Source organism: Delftia sp. ZNC0008 (assembly GCF_000799035.1).
GTDB lineage: Bacteria > Pseudomonadota > Gammaproteobacteria > Burkholderiales > Burkholderiaceae_C > Comamonas > Comamonas tsuruhatensis.
In genome coordinates this window covers 1-3,819 of record NZ_JTKZ01000256.1, presented here as the reverse complement: position 1 = coordinate 3,819, position 3,819 = coordinate 1, and the positions used below count along the sequence as shown (strand labels likewise).

Annotated in this window: 5 protein-coding genes; all 5 read left to right on the top strand. The window is 69.0% G+C overall.

The genetic code is table 11. The features are described from left to right. A partial coding sequence (locus L995_RS08535) for an ATP-binding cassette domain-containing protein (protein WP_156136017.1) occupies nucleotides 1–455 on the top strand: 455 nt, incomplete at its 5' end. Continuing rightward, the gene (locus L995_RS08530) at nucleotides 452–1,456 is read left to right on the top strand and encodes an ABC transporter permease (protein ID WP_047470986.1); all 1,005 of its coding nucleotides are present in this window, start codon (nucleotides 452–454) and stop codon (nucleotides 1,454–1,456) included. The genes L995_RS08535 and L995_RS08530, both read left to right, overlap by 4 nt. After that, entirely contained in the window at nucleotides 1,456–2,418 is a 963-nt protein-coding gene (locus L995_RS08525; RefSeq protein WP_047470984.1) for an iron chelate uptake ABC transporter family permease subunit, read from the top strand. Before L995_RS08530 ends, L995_RS08525 begins: the two co-directional genes overlap by 1 nt. 65 nt (nucleotides 2,419–2,483) lie before the next feature. Next, a complete protein-coding gene (locus L995_RS08520) occupies nucleotides 2,484–3,524 on the top strand; it encodes a siderophore ABC transporter substrate-binding protein (protein ID WP_047470989.1) in 1,041 nt (346 codons plus the stop codon). Nucleotides 3,525–3,610: 86 nt separating this feature from the next. Next, on the top strand, nucleotides 3,611–3,819 hold a 209-nt coding region (locus L995_RS08515; protein WP_047470982.1), incomplete at its 3' end, for a hypothetical protein.

The window sequence follows — 3,819 nt, the reverse complement described above, 5'->3', positions numbered from 1 at the left end:
AGGTGATGGAAGCGGCCCGCCAGGCCGGCGTGGCCGAAATCATCGAGCGCCTGCCGCAGGGCCTGGACACGCCGGTGGGCGAGGGCGGGGCGCGCCTGTCGGGCGGCGAGCGCCAGCGCATCGCCATCGCGCGTGCGCTCATCAAGGATGCGCCCATTTTGCTGATCGACGAGGCCACGGCCGCGCTGGATGCCGAAAACCAGGCGGCCATCGCCCAGGCGCTGGCGCGGCTGCGCGGCCGGCGCACGCTGATCGTGATTGCCCACCAGCTGTCCACCGTGGCCATGGCCGACCAGATCATCGTGCTGGACCAGGGCCGCGTCAGCGAGCAGGGCACGCCGCAGCAGCTGGCACAGGCGCCGGGCCTGTATGCGCGCTTTCTGGCGCGGCGGCGCGCCGCCAAGGGCTGGCGCATTGCGGGAACGCGCACGGGCACGGACGAGGACCTCCGTTGAGCGAGCCTGCGAAGCCAACGACAGGGACGCAGGTCCCGCGCCTGGCGCCATGGCTGCTGCCGTTTGCCGCGCTGTGCTGCGCCTCCGTGCTCACCGGCGCGCGGCAGGTGGAATGGGGGCAGCTGCTGTCGCTGTCGGGCGATGCCTGGCTCACCCTCACGGCCAGCCGCCTGCCGCGCCTGGCAGCGCTGGTGCTCACGGGGGTGGGGCTGTCGGTGTGCGGCGTCGTGCTGCAGCAGATCGTGCAGAACCGCTTTGTGGAGCCTGCTACCTGCGGCGGTCTGGACGCGGCCAAGCTGGGCATTCTGGTGTCGCTGACGGTGGCGCCCGCCTCGGCCTTTACCTCGGGCGCGTGGGGCGTGGCCTGGCGCATGGTGTTCGCGCTGGTGTTCTGCCTGGGCGCCAGCCTGCTGTACGTGGCCATCGTCCGCCGCATGCGCCTGCGCAACCTGGTGCTGGTGCCTGTGGTCGGCCTGATGTACGGCAGCGTGCTCAGCGCCATTGCCGAGTTCCATGCCTTCCGCCACAACCTGCTGCAAAGCATGCAGGGCTGGCTGCTGGGCGACTTCTCGCGCGTCGTGCAGGGCCACTACGAGATCATCTACCTCATCGTGCCCATCGTGGTGCTGACCTATGCGTTTGCGCACCGCTTCACCGTGCTGGGCATGGGCGAGGGCATGGCCACCAGCCTGGGGCTGAGCTATCCGGCGCTGGCCACGCTGGGCCTGGTGCTGGTGGCGGTCACCGTCTCGGCCACGGTCATCACCGTGGGCGCCATTCCCTTCGTGGGCCTGGTCATTCCCAACCTGGTGGCCATGCGATGCGGCGAGAACCTGGGCCGCACCCTGCCCATCGTCGCGCTCAGCGGCGCCTCGCTGCTGCTGGCCTGCGACATCGTGGGCCGGCTGATCATGCACCCCTTCGAGGTGCCGATCGGCCTGACGGCGGGTAGCGTGGGCGGCGTGCTGTTCCTCGTGCTCATCCTGCGCAGAAGGCCGTGATGCGCAAGGCCTTGCCTCACACCACCGCATGGATTGCGGCTGCCGTGGTTGCCGTCGCGCTGGCGGCCTGCTTCGTGCTGCTGGGCTCGGGGCTGGACTTCGGCTACGTCATTGCACGGCGGCTGACGCGGCTGTCGGCCATCGTCATCGGCGGCATCTGCATTGCGCTGTCGTCCATCGTCTTCCAGACGCTTGCGGGCAACCGCATCCTCACCCCCGCCATCATGGGTTATGAGGCGGTCTACCTGCTGCTGCAGGCGCTGCTGGTGCTGGCCATGGGCGTGCAAAGCCTGGTGGTGCTGGGCCCCAGCGGCAACTTCTGGCTGTCGGTGGCCTGCATGCTGGGCTACTCCTGGGCCCTGCACCGCTGGCTGCTGGGCGGGGGGCGCGACAACGTGTACTTCCTGCTGCTGCTGGGCCTGGTGCTGGGCATGGTGATAGGCACCTTCACGCAGTTCGTGCAGCTGCGCATCAGCCCCGGAGAGTTCTCTGTGCTGCAGGGCTACAGCTACACCTCGTTCAACCGCGCCCGGCCCGCGCAGCTGCTGTGGTCGGCGCTGATCGTGGCCGTGGCCTGCGTGATCGTGCGGCGCAGCCTGCCCGTGCTGGACGTGCTGGCCCTGGGGCGCGAGCAGGCCATCTCGCTGGGCGTGCACTACCAGCGCCAGCTGCGCCTGCAGCTGGCGCTGATTGCCGCGCTGGTGGCGGTGTCCACCAGCCTGCTGGGGCCCACGGCCTTCATGGGCATCTTCGTGGCCCACATCAGCTATGCGCTGGCGGGCACGGCGCGCCACCGGGTCACGCTGCCGCTGGGCTGTGCCGTGGCCGTGTCCATCTTCATCGCGGCGCAGCTGGCGGTGGAGCATGTCTTCAACTACCGCACCTCGGTGGGCATCCTCGTCAACCTGGTATGCGGCAGCTACTTCCTTGCACTCATGGTGCGCGGGCGCGGCCGGGCCTGAGCCGAGCACCGGCGCCACCAAAAAACAGTCAAGCAATGCATGCCATTTTTCAGGAGAGAAAGCCCGTGACCCGTCTGTTCCGCGTTCCCCATCACGCTCCCATGTTGGCCCTGGCTGCTGCCCTGGCCCTGTCGGCCTGCGACCGGCCCGCCAACCCGTCGGCACAGGCCGCAGCGCCGCAGGCGGCGGGCGCCGGCGAGTTCAAGCCCGTCACCGTGCAGCACCAACTGGGCACGACGGTGGTGGAGCGCCCGCCGCAGCGCGTGGCCGCGCTGGACATGAACGAGGCCGACTTCCTCGACCAGCTCGGCGTGCCCATTGCCGGCATGCCCAAGGACTTCGTGCCCCACTTCCTGGCCCGGTACAAGGACGATGCCAACGTGCAGGACCTGGGCTCCATCGTCCAGCCCAACCTGGAGCGCGTGCATGCGCTCAAGCCCGACCTGGTGCTGATCTCGCCAATCCAGGCCAGCGCCTACCAGGAGCTTTCGGGCTTTGCGCCCACCGTGCATTTCGACGTGGACTTCAGGAACAGCGGCACCCGGCACCTGGACACCGTGCGCGATCATCTGCTGACCCTGGGTCGCATCTTCGGCAAGCAGGACCTGGCGCGCGCCAAGGCCGCCGAGATGTACGACAAGGTGGCCCAGGCCCGGCGCGCCACCGAAGGGCGCAAGGAGACGGCCCTCATCGTCATGCACAACAACGGCTCCTTCACCTCGTTCGGCCCGCAGTCGCGCTACGGCTTTGTCTTCAACGCGCTGGGCGTCAGGCCCGCCAGCATGGCGGCCGAGGCCGACCTGCACGGCCAGCCCATCTCCAGCGAATTCATCCAGCAGGCCAACCCGGACATCCTCTACGTGATCGACCGCACGGCCATCATGCAGCGCCGCCCGGGCATGGATGCTGCCGGCATGGACAACCCGCTGCTGCGCCAGACCAGCGCCTGGAAGAACAACCGCGTGGTCTTCGTCGATTCCGAGGCCTGGTACGTCACGGCGGCCAGCGTGACCTCGGTGAAGCTCATGGTCGATGACGTGCTCAAGGGCTACGGCGATGTGCCGGCAGCGGGCGCGGGCCCGGTGGCCGCTGCGGTTGCAAATTGATCGCATTCTCGATTGAGGGTTTGGCTTTCTCGTTCGGAAGACAAGGTGAAACACCCAACGCCTACCCGAATCGAAAGGAGTCCCGCATGGCACTACGCCATCCATCCCGTCCCGCGCACAACGGCGCATCGCGCGCCCTGCCGCGCCCGGCCTTTGCCTGCAGGCACACGGCCATCGCCGTGCACATGCTCTGCATGGCGGGCCTGGCACTGGGGGGCCTGGCCGTGGCCATGCCGTCCGCGCTGGCGCAGGCGGCTGCCCAGGGGGCCGCATCTGGAGCCGCCTCCGGACGCGG